This is a genomic window from Nonomuraea sp. H19 (genome assembly GCF_052068215.1).
GTDB lineage: Bacteria > Actinomycetota > Actinomycetes > Streptosporangiales > Streptosporangiaceae > Nonomuraea.
Window position 1 is genome coordinate 68,394 of record NZ_JBQHCV010000027.1, and the last position, 12,774, is coordinate 81,167.

Annotated in this window: 16 protein-coding genes and 1 tRNA gene; 1 reads left to right on the forward strand and 16 read right to left on the reverse strand. The window is 69.0% G+C overall.

The genetic code is table 11. The features are described from left to right. The first annotated feature begins 133 nt into the window (after positions 1–133). Positions 134–207 (forward strand) — tRNA-Ile (locus ACTMTI_RS43770). Between the two features lie 145 nt (positions 208–352). Here the strand turns inward: ACTMTI_RS43770 and ACTMTI_RS43775 are convergent. From ACTMTI_RS43775 to ACTMTI_RS43850, 16 genes are all read right to left on the reverse strand, one after another. Continuing rightward, positions 353–1,756, reverse strand: coding sequence for a tyrosine-type recombinase/integrase (locus tag ACTMTI_RS43775; protein ID WP_441126729.1), 1,404 nt, complete (start codon positions 1,754–1,756; stop codon positions 353–355). Continuing rightward, positions 1,756–1,956, reverse strand: a complete 201-nt coding sequence (locus ACTMTI_RS43780) for a helix-turn-helix transcriptional regulator (RefSeq protein ID WP_441126730.1) — start codon at positions 1,954–1,956, stop codon at positions 1,756–1,758. The genes ACTMTI_RS43775 and ACTMTI_RS43780 overlap by 1 nt, the downstream gene beginning before the upstream one ends. A gap of 147 nt (positions 1,957–2,103) precedes the next feature. Next, positions 2,104–3,297: a DUF3631 domain-containing protein gene (locus ACTMTI_RS43785; RefSeq protein ID WP_441126731.1), complete on the reverse strand. Its 1,194-nt coding sequence runs from the start codon at positions 3,295–3,297 to the stop codon at positions 2,104–2,106. Positions 3,298–3,317: 20 nt separating this feature from the next. Beyond that, positions 3,318–4,214, reverse strand: a complete 897-nt coding sequence (locus ACTMTI_RS43790; protein WP_441126732.1) for a bifunctional DNA primase/polymerase — start codon at positions 4,212–4,214, stop codon at positions 3,318–3,320. Continuing rightward, the gene (locus tag ACTMTI_RS43795) at positions 4,211–4,435 is read right to left on the reverse strand and encodes a hypothetical protein (protein WP_441126733.1); all 225 of its coding nucleotides are present in this window, start codon (positions 4,433–4,435) and stop codon (positions 4,211–4,213) included. Before ACTMTI_RS43795 ends, ACTMTI_RS43790 begins: the two co-directional genes overlap by 4 nt. A 94-nt stretch (positions 4,436–4,529) precedes the next feature. Then, positions 4,530–5,534 (reverse strand): hypothetical protein, encoded by a 1,005-nt coding sequence (locus ACTMTI_RS43800; RefSeq protein WP_441126734.1) that lies wholly within the window; start codon positions 5,532–5,534, stop codon positions 4,530–4,532. 105 nt (positions 5,535–5,639) lie between these two features. Continuing rightward, positions 5,640–6,116, reverse strand: a complete 477-nt coding sequence (locus tag ACTMTI_RS43805; protein WP_441126735.1) for a single-stranded DNA-binding protein — start codon at positions 6,114–6,116, stop codon at positions 5,640–5,642. Positions 6,117–6,335: 219 nt separating this feature from the next. Further along, positions 6,336–6,554, reverse strand: coding sequence for a hypothetical protein (locus tag ACTMTI_RS43810; RefSeq protein ID WP_441126736.1), 219 nt, complete (start codon positions 6,552–6,554; stop codon positions 6,336–6,338). A gap of 140 nt (positions 6,555–6,694) precedes the next feature. Next, positions 6,695–8,938, reverse strand: a complete 2,244-nt coding sequence (locus tag ACTMTI_RS43815; protein ID WP_441126737.1) for a cell division protein FtsK — start codon at positions 8,936–8,938, stop codon at positions 6,695–6,697. Positions 8,939–9,052: 114 nt separating this feature from the next. Beyond that, positions 9,053–10,021 carry a hypothetical protein gene (locus ACTMTI_RS43820; protein ID WP_441126738.1) on the reverse strand — a complete coding sequence of 323 codons (969 nt, stop codon included), beginning with the start codon at positions 10,019–10,021 and terminating at the stop codon, positions 9,053–9,055. Next, positions 10,018–10,431 carry an RRQRL motif-containing zinc-binding protein gene (locus ACTMTI_RS43825; RefSeq protein WP_441126739.1) on the reverse strand — a complete coding sequence of 138 codons (414 nt, stop codon included), beginning with the start codon at positions 10,429–10,431 and terminating at the stop codon, positions 10,018–10,020. The genes ACTMTI_RS43820 and ACTMTI_RS43825 overlap by 4 nt, the downstream gene beginning before the upstream one ends. Then, positions 10,431–10,970 carry a hypothetical protein gene (locus tag ACTMTI_RS43830; RefSeq protein WP_441126740.1) on the reverse strand — a complete coding sequence of 180 codons (540 nt, stop codon included), beginning with the start codon at positions 10,968–10,970 and terminating at the stop codon, positions 10,431–10,433. Before ACTMTI_RS43830 ends, ACTMTI_RS43825 begins: the two co-directional genes overlap by 1 nt. Then, positions 10,970–11,338: a WhiB family transcriptional regulator gene (locus tag ACTMTI_RS43835; protein ID WP_441126741.1), complete on the reverse strand. Its 369-nt coding sequence runs from the start codon at positions 11,336–11,338 to the stop codon at positions 10,970–10,972. Before ACTMTI_RS43835 ends, ACTMTI_RS43830 begins: the two co-directional genes overlap by 1 nt. An 81-nt stretch (positions 11,339–11,419) precedes the next feature. Next, on the reverse strand, positions 11,420–11,599 hold the full coding sequence (locus ACTMTI_RS43840; RefSeq protein WP_441126742.1) for a hypothetical protein: 180 nt from the start codon (positions 11,597–11,599) through the stop codon (positions 11,420–11,422). Between the two features lie 99 nt (positions 11,600–11,698). After that, on the reverse strand, positions 11,699–12,364 hold the full coding sequence (locus ACTMTI_RS43845) for an NUDIX domain-containing protein (RefSeq protein WP_441126743.1): 666 nt from the start codon (positions 12,362–12,364) through the stop codon (positions 11,699–11,701). A gap of 95 nt (positions 12,365–12,459) precedes the next feature. After that, positions 12,460–12,639, reverse strand: a complete 180-nt coding sequence (locus ACTMTI_RS43850; protein WP_441126745.1) for a hypothetical protein — start codon at positions 12,637–12,639, stop codon at positions 12,460–12,462. Between the last annotated feature and the right edge of the window lie 135 nt (positions 12,640–12,774).

Genomic DNA, 12,774 nt, shown 5'->3' on the forward strand with positions numbered 1-12,774 from the left:
GAATGATGTCCAGCAGAGACGTGTCTCGCGTCCGGCCGGGCACCACGACCGGGTCCAATGCTCTAGCCTTAGCCATGCGCGGGGCTCGGCATGATCCGCTCGAGGCCCGGCACGTGTCGCACAACTTCATCCAGGGGCGGTAGCTCAGCCGGTCAGAGCATCGGACTCATAATCCGTGGGTCGTGGGTTCAAGTCCCACCCGCCCTACCCTCTTCGACCAGCCCGAACCCCCGCTTGACCTGCGCTGTTGCGCCGGGGCGGGGGTTCTTCGTGTCCGGCTGTCTACGGCTCTCGCCGATCGTTTGCGGGTACCTGTGCCAAATACGTGCGCACGTTCGTGGCGGCCTGGCGATCACTCATCGCGGAGTGCGTCAGCTATGCGACGCTTAGCGGTCTCGTCTTGGCCAACGATGCACTTGGCGTAGATCCTGAGGAGGACATCCACGCTGTGACCTGCCCACTCCGCTACCTGCGTAGCCGGTACGCCTGCGTTGAGCCAGGTCGAGACGCAGGCGTGGCGAAGGTCGTACGGCCGTTTGGCCAGCGGTGACTGTACCTCCTTGTCGGTCAGGGCATTCTGGCGCGCTTTGTTCCACACACGCCGGCACGTGATGTAGGGCAACTCTCCAGCGTGGACGCCGGTAAAGAGGCGTTCTCCGGGACCAGGGGCAAACTCGGCGAGATGCGCACGGAAGAGCTTGGTCAGCGGCGGCGGACAGGGAACGACTCGTATCACGCCCTCATCGCGGTGTTTGAGGGGGCGCCTCTCGCGCAGGCCGCCGTCGTCGGTCCATTCGCGTCCGGCGAACGGGGCCGCGTGTGAGAAGTGCAGTTCCCCCCAGTCGTTGGCGGGTTCTTCCATCTGTCCTGTCTCGGCGTTCTTGACCCGCTCGGGAATGATGATGTTGTCCTCTCTGAGGTTGACGGCTTCCTCTGGGCGAAGTGCGGCGTAGTACATCGCGCCGAAGAACGCCACGAGCCGTTTTCCGCTGGGTTTCTGTGCTTCGACCTCGGCGAGAAGTCGGCGCGCCTGCGTGGGGTTGACCACGCTGCGTCTATCTACTTCGTAGGTGACTTTGACGGGTTTCCACTTGAGTGACTTGATCGGATTCGAGTCGAAGAGCTTTAGCTCTACAGCGTAATCAAGCGCGTTTTGAAGGATGGTCTTGTGCCGGCGAATCGTGCTCGTGGCGGCGGGTTTGCCGTTCAAGCGAGAGGTTGCCGTGTCGAGCATGGCACGGAGGGCGGCGGCCTCGGAGAGATCGGACACCGGCCTGGTGTGCTTGGCCAGCCACACCAACACGTTCGCCATTTCTTCGGGTGCTTCGTCTCGCTGCTTGGTGTTGAAGGCCCATCGGCGCATGGCCGTGCGGAGATTGAGATCGGATGGCTTGCCTTTGTCGCTCACGAGCATGGCGGGGGTGGCTGCGGTAAGGGCGCGGGCGATGTCTTGTCGGTACTTCGCCGAGGCGGCTTTCCATTTGAAGTCGGCAAACTTGCACGCGAACTCGTACCAGCTCATTTCGGGCCGTGCGGTGCGGTTCCACTTCACGGGTTCGCCAGTAAGGAGACTGAACGCTTCTCCCTTGCGCGCGGCGGCCTGTAGTTCCCCCCGGTACGTGTCTGCCTGCGCCGCGTTCCGGAAGGGCTTACGCCACACCCTTCCAGCTTTCCATCGCACGTAGTACGTATTGGCCTTTTTGCCCTTGTAGACCTCAGTCTTGTAGACGCGAACGTCGTAGGTGATGTCCTTCATCAGGCGGCGTCCTCTCGGGCGTTGAGCCAACTATCGAGGTCGCCACGGCGGACCCGCAGCGAACCGTTGGGCAGGGTGATGCAGCGCGGGGCGCTGCCTTTCTGTCGCCAGTCGTAGAAGGTGGATCGGGAGATCTGGAGTTCGGCGCAGACCTCGGGGACCGTGAGCATCGCGTGTAGGCGGGTGACGGTTGCAGCCATTTGGCGCGTTCCTTTCGGGCGTGTTGGTGGCACCGCCGAGAGTGGTTGAGGAGGGCGCAAGGGCGGGTTTGACGGGGGTAGCCGTACCAGCCGTACCAGCCTCGTTTTCCCTGGTCAGGGCTGGTACGGCTTGAATCGGTGGTACGGCTAAGCCGTACCAGGAGCGGAAGCCGTACCACGCTGACCTGCATTGATGAGGCTGGTACGGCTGGTACGGCTCCCCCGCTCGAACCGCAGCACATCGGCGTTCGGCGGGGGTTCGTCGGCGGCCGGCGGCGGTTCGGGGGTAGGGCAGTAGCGCGCCCACGCGTCGAGAAAATCGGCGCGTTGGTAGCCCTTTGCCTGTCCGGTCGGGAACCGGATGGTGGCCGGCCGGATGTCGTACTCACGCAGCATCGTGCCGAGCTTCATCGCGGTCAGGCCAGCGGGTCCGTGGTCGTTCCATTCGCCCTCGGGGTCGGCCTTGAGCCGTTCCAGAAGTGCGGCGGTGGGCAGGGCCGCGTCGGTGCCGAACGCGGTACGGCAGGCGGCCAGCAGGCGCACACGCGCCGAGGTCTGGCCACTGTCGTCGGCCTCGGCGGTCAGGGCGACGGCGGCGGCGCGGGCACGCTCGGGCCAGGTGCCGGCGGCGTAGTCGGCGACGATGACCAGGGGTTCCCAGGTGTCGGCGGCGCGGTCTTCCACGGGCATGGCGGGTTCGGCCTGTTCGAGGGTGGCGAGGTCGGCGCGTAGCCACTGGTTGAGGTCGGCGGCCAGGTCGCGGAGTGGTGTGCGGTCGCGGCGGTGGCGGTAGGGTGCGGCGGTTTCGCCGGGTGCGCGGCGGCGCATGCGGACGACGACGGCGCGGTCTTCGATGGTGTCGGGCATGGCGCCGATGCCGGCGAGTGCGGCCATGGCGAAGGTTGGAATGCTTTCCACGCGGTTGGTGGCCGCGTCGTAGCGTTTGGCCGGCCGGTTGCGTTGGTGTCCGGCGTTGAGTAGGCCGCGTAGGTCTTCGTTGCCGTCTGCTTTGGGGCCGAAGATGGTGTCGGCTTCGTCCACGAGCATGGTGGGTGGGTCTTCGGTGATGGAGCGGTAGACGGCGGCGCTGGATGAGTTGACGGTGATGAACGGGTTGTGGCAGGTGGCCTCCACGATGTCGAGTAGTCGGGACTTGCCGCAGCGCTTTTCGGGGCCTCGGATGACCAGGCGGGGCGCGTGTGCCCATGCGGGTTGGGCGTGGGTGGCTGCGATCCACAGGGTGACGGCGTCGGCTGTCTCCGGGGTGGGCAGGATGACGTATCGGGTCAGGGCGGCGCGGAGCCGGTCGAGTAGTTGTGCGCCGGTCGGGTGATGGGTCATGGTGCCTCCCATGCGTGGAGTCAGATGGTGGCCAGGCGGCGGGGGCGGCGGGCGCCGTGCCGCAACCCGGACTCGATGGTTCGGATGACTTCGCTGCGGGATAGTCCGAGGTCGCCCCCTCCCTGTTCAAGCAGCTCTTTGACGGGCTGTTCAGGGAGCGCACCGCCGGCGATGAGTTCGCCGAGGGCGGCAGCGGCGCCGAACAGGGCGCGGTTGCGCTGGCCAGGCTGGGCGGCGGCCAAGTGCGCAAGCTCGCGGTCAAGGGCCGCGCGCAGGTAGGCGGAATGATGATCATCGGCGATGGGGACGTGTACGGGCCTCTTGGCCGGTATCTGGGTGGGCTTGAGTAGCTTGAACAGGGAGGGGGGCAGCGGGGCGGGCGTCGTGGCGTGCTGCACGGTGTACCGGCCAGCGCCATCTGGGAGGGTGACGGTGCTGCCGGGGGCGACGACGTAGCCGCCCCAGGCGCGGGTGTCGATCAGCCATGCCAGGCTGCCGTTGGTGCTCGGGAGCCGGATGCCGGGCGGGGCGGTGTAGTACAGGTGCAGGCCGCCGCGCCGGGTGCGCACCTGCAATGTCTCCCACTCGATCGGGACGCCGGCGCGCTGGCACAGGAGCGCGAACACGTCGGCGCCGTCGCCGATGCCGGGCAGGTCCCACTCTCGGGGCGGGTGCTGGCCGGGCTTGGGCGTGTCCAGATCGATCACGACCAGTCCGGCGGGGCCGGTGGCGATGCCGACGTTGTAGGGCGTGTGTCGCCACCAGGCACGGATGCGCTCGGGGTCGCAGGTGGCGCGGGTCTCCCAGCCGGTGAAGCCGCGCGGGGGCGCCTTGTCGCCCACCGCGATGGGGAAGACCGGCCAGCCTCGGGCGGCGGCTCCGAGGGCGGCAGCGACCGGGTTGTGAGGGTGGGTCATGCCGCCCACCTGTCGGTCTTGGTGGTCAGGGAGGCGGTCAGCGCTCGTTCGAGGCAGATCTTGTGAACCGGGCGCCGGTCATCGTCAAGCAGGAAGCTCGGGCGGCGGCAGAAGCGACAGGGGCGGCGGCGTCCCCCGCCCCAGTGCTCGCGTGCCTTGTGCCAATCCAGGGAAACGCGCCCCTGGTAGATCCGGTAGCCGGTGTTGGTGGTGGCTGTCATGCTGGCAGGTGCCTTCCTTTTGATGATCGGAAGTGGGGCGGGCGGCCTCGGCGTGTGCTTGGCGGCTGTCGCCGAGGCCGCATACCACCGGCTGTCAGGCCGCCTCATCGGTGATCTGGTCGCCGCGACAGCTCCACGGAGAACAGCCGGCAGGAGCGCCTTCCTCGGCGTCGTCGTATGCCGCGCTGTCGGTTGCGTCGTCGGCCAGGGCCTCGAACAGGTCGGTTTGGCGTTGCTTCCATTCGTTGCGGGTGACCTTGTTGATAGGGGCCTGGTCGAGGGGCAACAGGCTGCGATGCAGGTAGGGCTGTTCCTTGATGCCTCGCAAGGCCATCTCGCGCAGGCTGCGGTCAAATGCGACCGCGTCGGCCCATTCGTCGGGGTGGTTGTCGCGCAGCTCGCGCCACTGGCGGTTGCCGTGGAAGGGGCAGCCAATACAGGCACTCTTGGGGGTGGCCGCCCAGCCGTGGCTACGCAGGTAGCGCTGGCAGTCGGTGCGGGTCCAGCCGGGCCGGCCATCGGCAGCGCCGTCTATGTCGAGCAAGGGGAAGGCGTTACGCAGGTAGCGCACGTGGGCGTCCTTGGCCCGGTGGAACTCATCGCGGCTGATGCCGACCCACTGTTCGGCGCACACGGCGGTGGGGACGGGGCGCGGGTGCGGGTAGCCCAGCAGGGCGCGGATGGCCGCCTTGATGGGCTTGATCTTGTATTCCTCGGTGCACTGGCGGCGCACCATCGCGGCTCCGGTCCCGGCTCGGTCGCGGACGAACACGGGCAGACGCACGAATGCGCCGGGGGTGAGTGAGTCGGTGCGGAGGTTGCCAGTGATGCGCGCCGGCGCGGATGCGGGCACGTTGCCTTCGACCCATCCGGCGCGGACGCGCAGGATGGGGATGCCGGCGGGCTGGGCTACCTCGCGTTCCAGCCGATCGAGGTGGGCGTAGACGGCTTTGGGTTCCCACCCGGTATCGGCGAAGACGGCTACGTCGATCTTGGGGAGCTTGCCATGAGCCGACAGCAAGAGCAGGGTGGTGGACTGCACGCCCGCGCCGAGGCTGAGAACACGGAGGGCGGCATCTGATGGCGTTGCGGTGTTCACGATCAGGGGCCTTTCGGTGATGGCTGTGATCGGAGTGAGGCGGGGCCTCGGCTACGTGCTCGACTGCTTGTCGCCGAGGCCGGCGCACAGGTGCGAGAGGGGGATTTAGAACGGCGGCTCGTCGCCCTGCCACTGGCCGCCGGTGCCAGCGTTGGCGGGGGCGGCGCTTGCCCACGGGTCGGCGGGCGCGCCGCCGGCGTGGCCGTTGTTGCCGGTGCGGGCGGCCTTCTGCGGTTTGGCGGTGGCGAACCGCAGGGACGGGCCGATCTCGTCTACGGTCATCTCGGTGACGGTGCGCTTGTCGCCGTCGCTGGTCTCGAACGTGCGCATGCGCAGCCGTCCGGAGGCGATGACGCGGGTGCCTCGGGTGAGCGATTCGGCGACGTGCTCGCCGAGGTCGCGCCACGCGCTACAGCGCATAAACAGGACCTCTCCGTCCTGCCACTGTTCGACCTGCTTGTTGTAGGTGCGGGCGCTGGAGGCGATGGTGAAGCTCGCCACGGCGGTGCCGGTCTGGGTGTAGTGCATCTCGGGGTCGCCGGTCAGGTTGCCGATGATGGTGATCGTGGTCTCGCCGGACATGGCGGGTCTTCCTTTCGTGCGGTTGTGGCTGCGATGGCCCTGTGCGGCGCTGAGAGCGCCTCAGAACGGGCTTGGACATTTGTCCTGATGTCTTAACAAAGGAGCCGGTGGGAATCGCGTCTCAGCGGGCTTCTCGGGTCTTGTTGGGGCTGGGTGTCGCTGGGCGCGACCTCTCGGCGGTGCTCGCTTCTGGCGACCTTGGAGCGCAGGGGCTACGGGTCAGCGGGTGCCGTCGTGGTGCAAGCGGCGGAGGTAGACGTAGAGCTGCCAGCCGAGGCGGGGCCGCATGCCGGTGCCGTCGCAGGCGCGGCAGGCGTGGTTCTTACCGCCGGGAGTGCAGCGCCGGCAGGTGCCCCACGGGGAGGCGTAGCACCAGCAGATGTAACCGAGAGTGACGATCGGTAGGCAGGCGACTAGCAGGGTGATGAGGGTAGCCAAGGTGGCCTCCAGGCCGGTTTCCGGGGTTGCTGCAGGTCGGGCGCTAGGCGCTAGTGCCCTGGTAGATCTTGGAATTGAGTGCTAGGAGGGGTGCTAGGTCTAGCAGGCGAGCCCGCTAGACCTAGCGGGGGATCACAGGGTTACGAAGCCGCTCCGTGACTACGCTGCGCAACGTCTTCGCGGATGATGCCGCGTCGGTTCGCGCCCTTGCCGTCCGCCGTGGTGCCCCACACTTGGACGGTCTTGATGCCGTGCGGCTTGAGCATCGCGGTGAGCTGTTCGACCTCCCACCCGCCGTAGACGTCGGGTCGCAGTTCGGCCAGGCGGGCGATGACGGTCTCGTTCCACACCTTGGCCTCGGACGCGCCGACCACGGCCAGGATGTCGGCCAGCAGGTCATAGCTCGGCGCGCTCTGTTCGGGCGTCTCCCCGAGGGCGTGACCGGACAGGGTGCCGGCGGCCTTGCGCAGGGCGTAGGCGCGATCGGCGATGAGCTGGGTTTGCGGGGTGTCGAGGTAGGCGGACTTGACCACCTTGGGCATTGGCGTGGCGCCGATCAGGTAGCCGGTGCCGGCGTCGTCCTTGGGCACGAACACCGTGGCGCGGATGCCGTTCTGGTACGCGGACGTGCCGAGGATCATGTCGTTCTCGGTCTGGCCGGCCACCTTCAGACAGAACCGGATGGACACGTTCGCCGAGATGCCGGTGGGCAGGCTGGCCTTGTCCGGGCGCTGGGTGGCCAGGATCAGCACCACGCCGAGGGCGCGCCCCAGCTTGATGATGAACTCGGCATCCTCGCCCGCCTTGGCCCCGTACTCGGCGTGCGCGAACAGGTTCTGGCACTCGTCGAAGATGGCCACCAGCGGGTGCAACCCGAGAGAGCGCTTGTCGGCGATCTGCCGGGTGACGCGCTTGTCCGGGCACAGGTCCGGAGGCAGCGTCTTGAGTGCGGCGGCGCGGCGCATGACCTCCTTGCGCAGCAGCGCCAGGGAGTCGGCGGCGTAGGCGATGGCCTCATCGTGGATGCCGGAGACGTAGCGGTGGCAGACCTTCTCGTACGGGTCGAGGTCGCCGGTGCCCTTCAGCTCGTGGAACCAGCCCTCGGCGGTGGGGTCGAGGACCACGCCGGCGGCCAGCTCGCGTACCGAGGCGGTCTTGCCCTGGCCGGGCAGCGAGCCGATCAGGATGTTGTGCTGGATGAACGGCACGGTGACCAGCCGGCCGCGCGGGTCGTTGCCGAACGGGACACCCTTGAACAGGTCGTGCGAGGTGGCCTTGAGCAGGGGTGACTTGACGATGGTCTTGGACAGGTCCTTGTCGCCCACCCACAGGATCAGCCGCCCCTCGTGGATGGAGGAGTCGCCCTCGGGCCAGATGCAGCCGAGCGGGCGGCGCAGCGCGCCGGACAGCCGTTCCCGCTTGTCCAGCACGTCGCCCACGGTCACGCCGTACGGCAGGTCGAGGTCGGCGCGCCAGCCGGGGCCGTCGCGGGTGATCGGGGAGACGAACCGGATGGCGTCCTTGGGGTTCTTGGACATCGCCTGTGTGATGCCGCTGATGCCCAGCACCATGAGGGCGCGGATGACGATGTCGCTGGTGAGCTTCTCCACGGTGGAGGCCAGCACGGCGCGTTCGATCAGCGGCCGGTCGGCGGGCTTGCCGAGGATGCCGAGGGCGGCCAGCGCCACCGCGAGGGCGCCCCACTGCACGGTGGCCGGCTGGCCTGCCACGATGAGGGCCGCGATCAGCAGCGTGACCAGCACGACCAGCATGACCGGGACGCGCAGCCGGACGCGGGCGTCACGCTGCCGGGACAGCTTCAGGTACGCCTCGGGGTCGGCCTTGGTCACGGCGGCCACCCGTACCGGCTCGCCTTCCAGGTCGAACGTCCAGCGCACCATGCCGCCGACCAGCCGGGCCAGGCCGCGCGGGGAACGGAAGGCCAGCCGGCCGGCGTACAGCGGGGTGCGGGTGAGCTGGTAGCCGGCCACGTGCGCGTAGTGCTTGCCCAGCCAGGTCAGGGTTTGCATCGCCTCGGCGCGCGAGCGCAGCCACAGCGGCACCACCGGGCGGCTGGTGCGCACCTTGGCCTCCAGCTCGGCGCGCCAGTCGCGATCCTCCCCGCCGGGCTGGTCGACTTGGATGACCTGGCCGTCCAGGGTCGGGCGGTCGCTGGCCGGGGCGGGGCTGGTCGGCTCCGGGTCGTCGGGGCGGTAGGGGTGGCGGCCGGCGCGGGCGGTGTCCAGGTGGACGATGTTCGCGCCCTTGCCGTCGCCGGCCTCGGCGGGCTCGCCGGCGTGGTCGGGGTCGGTGGCCGGGGCGCCGCTCGTGGGCGGTTCGGGCTGGTCGGGCTGGTCGGCGTGGTGGAACGGGTCGTGCGTCATGATGGGATCACCTCGTGTGCGTTGCAGCGGGCGGGGTGGCAGGGTGCGGCCGGGTCTTGGCGGATGTGGCCGCACCCTGCGTGTTCGTGTGGTGGGGGCGGGCCGGCGTGGTCGTCACGCGGCCTCCTCGGCGAGGGCGTCACGGACGGCGCGGGCGTCGTCCATGCCGCAGCGAAGCGCCCGCTGGAGCTTGTAGGCGCTGGGGTTGGCGGGCAGGGTGCCGGCGGCGATGAGGATCTGTGCGCGTTCGATCAGCGGGGCCACCTCGGCGGCGGTTCGCCTTACCCGATCATCGGTGTTTGCGCTGTACGTAAGGCCGGTAAGCCCGCCGTCAGCCGTCCCGCCGGTGGGGTCGAGCCGGGCGAACGCGGCCAGGATGATGGGCAGGGCGGTGACGATGGCCACGGCCACGATCGGCCCCAGCACGTGCAGCACCAACCGCGACAGCGAGAACTCCTCCGTGCTCCACGGCAGGTACGGCCAGGCGTTCATGCCGAGAGTCAGCCCGAGGAACAGCCACTCGATGCGGATCAGCTTGGGGTTGTCGAGCGGCTGGCCCTGGGTGCCGAGGTAGGCACGTGCCCCGACGATGCCCAGCAGGGCGATGGACATGAACGGTTCGACCAGCCAGGCGAAGACCCAGCCGGGCGACCAGGCGGCGGCGCCCTCGGCGGCGAAGTGCTGCACGCCGGCGGTGGACCAGGCCAGCGCCAGCGCCAGCGCGACCATGAGGGCGGTGGTCAGCAGGCGCCGCATGCGGGCGGCCTGCCAGGCACGCATCTCAGGGTCTCGGCCAAGCCGGTGCAGGCGGGCGGCCTCGTGGGCTTTCTTGCGGCGCTTGCGCAGCCGGGGTGTGTCCAGCAGCAGCGGCGTGTCGTCGGTCTGGAGCGCGGCCAGTTGGCGGGCCTCGGCGACCTCGGCGCGCAACTGCCGTACCCGCCGGGTCTCCCCCGCGTCGTCCGGCTCGGCCGGCGCCGAGGGCAGCGCGGGCGGCGCCGGTTCGGTCAGGTGGCGTTCGATCTCGGCCAGCGCGCGGGAGATGTCCTCCGGGCTCGGCTCGGGAGTCGGTGTGGCGGTGCTCATGCGGCTTTCCTCCAATCGGTTCTGTCGGTGCGGGCGGCGGCTTCCTCGGCGCAGTCGAGGCAGATGCCCAGGTGGCGCGGCAGCACGTAGCCGGCATCACGCAGGCACTCGGGGCAGGTACGGCGCGCGGCGTTGGCCTTGCCGAGGGCGATGCGCTGACGCGCGGTGGCGGTGCGCTTGGGTAGGGCGAAGCGCACGTCGTAGAGGTAGGCGGCGCGCACGCCGGGCGCGCCGTGCCGGCGCGAGCGCCACAGCACTTGGGCCTGTACACCCTGCCCGCCGGGCCTCAGCCCTTCGGCGGTGAGTTGACGCAGGGTGAGCAGGTGTGGCGGGGCCATCTTCCATGGGTAGGTGGGGATGCCGTACCGCTCGCCGGCAGGGTCCCAGAAGCGTGCACGGATACGTGACATCACGCGGCCTCCGTTCGCTGGCACAGGGTGGTGAGCAGGTGAGCGGCGAAGTAGCGGACGACATCGGCGAGGATGGGTTCAGCCAGCAGGCCCAGCCACCAATTCGGCTGAGTGTCCTCGGGCATGCCCATGGCCTGCCGCAGGTCGGCGAACGCGCCGGCGCGGATCCGGGTCGGCATGCCGTAGGCGGCTTCAAGGCTGGCGGTCAGACCGTCGCGATCGTGGCAACCGCGGATGTCGAGGAACCGGCCGGCAGGGGTGATGACGCCCACGTGCGTCCACTCCCAACCGTCCTCACGCCGGCGTTCGACCAGGCCGTATGACCAGCCGGTAGCCTCATGCAGCGCAGCCGCCAGGAGCCAGCAGTAGCCCCACGCGAAGAATTCGTCGGCGTCATCGTCGATCACGCCGGGACGCAGCACTGCGCAGGTGAGGCCGCGCCGCGTGGTGGGTTTGGATGGCCAGAACTCCACTCCGATCTGGTCGAACGGGCGGCCGGCGGCGGCCTTGTCCAAATGGGGGTATCTGGTGGCGTTCATCACGCCACCTCCAACCCGGACAGTCGCTGAGCGGCACGGGAGCGCATGGCCTCGTACAGCTCGCTGATCTGGGCGTGGGTGTCGATCTCGGCGGCGGTGCGGCCGGCCCAGATGCCGAAGGTCGGGCGGGTGTTGAGGGCGTACTGGTCGCACAGCAGGCGGGCCGGGCAGGTGGCGCACACCTCGCGCGCCACGGCCTCACGGGCGGCGCGCTCGGCGCTCGTCTCGACCGTGAGGCGCGGGCCGGTGTGTAGCTCCGGGTCGTAGGTGCACTCGGGCAGCAGCGGGTCGGCATCCCCGCCCCACAGCGTTTCGATCTCGGCGAGCGACATGCGCGCTGGGTGGATCGACAGGTCCGGACGAACCATGATGGTGGTACTCCTTCGGGAGTCGAGCGGGGGCGGCTCAGGTCTTGGCGGATGAGGGCCGCCCCCAGCGGGTGAGTCGAGTCAGTTGCTGACGGCCTTGATGAACTCGGCGAACTGCTGCGCGCCGGTCACGATCGCCTCGAAAGCCCACTTGACCGCCACGGCAGCGCCGTGCGGGTCGGTGAAGAGGTAGATGACGAAGCCGATCAGGAACAGGGTCGGCAGGAACCGGCCGACGCTCTTGGCAGGCTGCATCTGCATGTGGAGCTCCCTTGGGGTGTAGGTGGCCGGCGAAGCAGCCGGAGTGCCCCGGCAGGGAGTCGAACCCTGCCTGCGACCATCGGGGCGGTAGAGCGGATATCAGCCGAGGAGGTCTCGCAGCATGGCCTTGTGGGCGCGGAAGACGCGGCCGGCGTAGAAGCCGCTGAGGTGAGCGACCAGGTGGGCGTAGCTGTCGGCGCGGACCCAGACGGCTCGCTTGGCGTCGTCGGCACCAACGACGGCGGGCAGTTCGGCGCGGGGCAAGGTGCCGAGGTGGAACCGGACGGGCACGGTGACCATCCACGCTTCATCGCTGGCGCGCGGGTCGGGCACGTACCGCGCTGGGAGCGGTCGGCGAGATGCGCTCGTCAGGTTCAGGCAGGTCTCTTCGGCCAGCTCGCGGACCGCCGCCGCCTCCGGGTCTTCTCCGGGCTCCACGTAGCCGCCGGGGATAGCCCAGCCGTGACCGTCTGAGCGTTCGACCATGACCAGCCAGCGGCCAGTCTCGGTGTCGGCGGTGACGATGGCGTCGGCCGCCAACTGCTCGCCCCAGTGGCCCAGCTCGTTGCGGCCGTAGCGGACGCCGGTCGTCTCGCACGGGTTGACGGGGCGACTACCGATCACCTCGAACGGAATCGCGGCGGCGGCCTGGCGGGAAGTCCAGTCGATCTGTGTCGGGTCGGTTTGCGGGTCCGCCCAGCCTTCCTTAACGCCTCGGGTGAACACGTCGGGGTGCGTGAATGTGACGTACGCGGTCATGGTCATGGTGAGTCCCTTGGGTTGGGGGTGGCGAATGAAGCGCCCCGGCAGGGAGTCGAACCCTGCCTGCGACCATCGGGGCGGAAGTACGGTGACGGACATCAGTGCTGGGCTATGGGGCGCTTATAGATCAGCGTCTGGTTGGACGTGACGGTGACCAGCTCCCAGCCCTCAGCCCCAGCCGTGGTCAAGGCACCAGGCAGACCGCCTGCGGCCTGGTAGGCGCGAAGCTCGGTCACGGTGTTGGGAGGAAGATCGATGCGGTATTCCCAGCGGGTCATGGCACTTCTCCTTGTTTCGTTTGCGGACAGTGCCCCGGCGGGGAGTCGAACCCTGCCTGCGACCATCGGGGCGGAACTGGGCGTGGCCCGGAGGGGCAAACCCTCCGGGCCACGAGCGGTAGACGGCTATTTGCC

What these genes read in the sequence shown, in the direction of transcription:
- ACTMTI_RS43775 (WP_441126729.1), bottom strand. Translation starts at nt 1,756, where the DNA reads ATGAAGGACATCACCTACGACGTTCGCGTCTACAAGACTGAGGTCTAC.
- ACTMTI_RS43780 (WP_441126730.1), bottom strand. Translation starts at nt 1,956, where the DNA reads ATGGCTGCAACCGTCACCCGCCTACACGCGATGCTCACGGTCCCCGAG.
- ACTMTI_RS43785 (WP_441126731.1), bottom strand. Translation starts at nt 3,297, where the DNA reads ATGACCCATCACCCGACCGGCGCACAACTACTCGACCGGCTCCGCGCC.
- ACTMTI_RS43790 (WP_441126732.1), bottom strand. Translation starts at nt 4,214, where the DNA reads ATGACCCACCCTCACAACCCGGTCGCTGCCGCCCTCGGAGCCGCCGCC.
- ACTMTI_RS43795 (WP_441126733.1), bottom strand. Translation starts at nt 4,435, where the DNA reads ATGACAGCCACCACCAACACCGGCTACCGGATCTACCAGGGGCGCGTT.
- ACTMTI_RS43805 (WP_441126735.1), bottom strand. Translation starts at nt 6,116, where the DNA reads ATGTCCGGCGAGACCACGATCACCATCATCGGCAACCTGACCGGCGAC.
- ACTMTI_RS43815 (WP_441126737.1), bottom strand. Translation starts at nt 8,938, where the DNA reads ATGACGCACGACCCGTTCCACCACGCCGACCAGCCCGACCAGCCCGAA.
- ACTMTI_RS43820 (WP_441126738.1), bottom strand. Translation starts at nt 10,021, where the DNA reads ATGAGCACCGCCACACCGACTCCCGAGCCGAGCCCGGAGGACATCTCC.
- ACTMTI_RS43825 (WP_441126739.1), bottom strand. Translation starts at nt 10,431, where the DNA reads ATGTCACGTATCCGTGCACGCTTCTGGGACCCTGCCGGCGAGCGGTAC.
- ACTMTI_RS43830 (WP_441126740.1), bottom strand. Translation starts at nt 10,970, where the DNA reads ATGAACGCCACCAGATACCCCCATTTGGACAAGGCCGCCGCCGGCCGC.
- ACTMTI_RS43835 (WP_441126741.1), bottom strand. Translation starts at nt 11,338, where the DNA reads ATGGTTCGTCCGGACCTGTCGATCCACCCAGCGCGCATGTCGCTCGCC.
- ACTMTI_RS43840 (WP_441126742.1), bottom strand. Translation starts at nt 11,599, where the DNA reads ATGCAGATGCAGCCTGCCAAGAGCGTCGGCCGGTTCCTGCCGACCCTG.
- ACTMTI_RS43845 (WP_441126743.1), bottom strand. Translation starts at nt 12,364, where the DNA reads ATGACCATGACCGCGTACGTCACATTCACGCACCCCGACGTGTTCACC.
- ACTMTI_RS43850 (WP_441126745.1), bottom strand. Translation starts at nt 12,639, where the DNA reads ATGACCCGCTGGGAATACCGCATCGATCTTCCTCCCAACACCGTGACC.